Source organism: Microbacterium sp. NPDC091676, assembly GCF_044756645.1.
GTDB lineage: Bacteria > Actinomycetota > Actinomycetes > Actinomycetales > Microbacteriaceae > Microbacterium > Microbacterium paraoxydans_D.
The window spans coordinates 1-1,263 of record NZ_JBIVTI010000005.1; the positions used below are offsets into that span (position 1 = coordinate 1).

Here is a 1,263-nt window from a genome sequence, read left to right on the forward strand (position 1 = left end):
GGCGAAGCTGAGAATTTAAGCCCCAGTAAACGGCGGTGGTAACTATAACCATCCTAAGGTAGCGAAATTCCTTGTCGGGTAAGTTCCGACCTGCACGAATGGCGTAACGACTTCCCAACTGTCTCAACCGCGAACTCGGCGAAATTGCATTACGAGTAAAGATGCTCGTTACGCGCAGCAGGACGGAAAGACCCCGTGACCTTTACTACAGCTTGGTATTGGTGTTCGGTGTGGCTTGTGTAGGATAGGTGGGAGACTTTGAAGCGGTGACGCCAGTTACCGTGGAGTCATTGTTGAAATACCACTCTGGTCACTCTGGATATCTAACTTCGAACCGTAATCCGGTTCAGGGACAGTGCCTGGTGGGTAGTTTAACTGGGGCGGTTGCCTCCCAAAAAGTAACGGAGGCGCCCAAAGGTTCCCTCAACCTGGTTGGCAATCAGGTGGCGAGTGTAAGTGCACAAGGGAGCTTGACTGTGAGACTGACAGGTCGAGCAGGGACGAAAGTCGGGACTAGTGATCCGGCAGTGGCTTGTGGAAGCGCTGTCGCTCAACGGATAAAAGGTACCTCGGGGATAACAGGCTGATCTTGCCCAAGAGTCCATATCGACGGCATGGTTTGGCACCTCGATGTCGGCTCGTCGCATCCTGGGGCTGGAGTAGGTCCCAAGGGTTGGGCTGTTCGCCCATTAAAGCGGTACGCGAGCTGGGTTTAGAACGTCGTGAGACAGTTCGGTCCCTATCCGCTGCGCGCGTAGGAAGTTTGAGAGGATCTGACCCTAGTACGAGAGGACCGGGTTGGACGAACCTCTGGTGTGTCAGTTGTTCCGCCAGGAGCACCGCTGATTAGCTACGTTCGGGATGGATAACCGCTGAAAGCATCTAAGCGGGAAGCCGGCCTCAAGATGAGACTTCCATACCTTCGGGTGAGAGGCTCCCAGCCAGACTACTGGGTTGATAGGCCAGATGTGGAAGCACGGTAACGTGTGCAGCTGACTGGTACTAATAAGCCGATGACTTGATAACACACCGTTTGTTGGTGCTTGCGTCCACTGAGTGGTTCTCGATGTACGGTCGAGAACTACCTTCAACAATGATTAATCATTGCTTTAGGTTTGATTGAAACATCAATAGTGTTTCGGCGGCCATAGCGTGAGGGAAACGCCCGGTCACATTCCGAACCCGGAAGCTAAGCCTCACAGCGCCGATGGTACTGCAGGGGGGACCCTGTGGGAGAGTAGGACACCGCCGGACTCCTTTTAG

The 1,263-nt window shown here is 53.9% G+C and carries 2 rRNA genes; both read left to right on the plus strand.

Going from position 1 to position 1,263, the window contains the following annotated elements:
* Window positions 1-1,026 (plus strand): 23S ribosomal RNA (locus tag ACIQID_RS16580); the annotation flags it as partial.
* Between the two features lie 111 nt (window positions 1,027-1,137).
* A 5S ribosomal RNA gene (rrf, locus tag ACIQID_RS16585) occupies window positions 1,138-1,254 on the plus strand.
* Window positions 1,255-1,263: the final 9 nt, after the last annotated feature.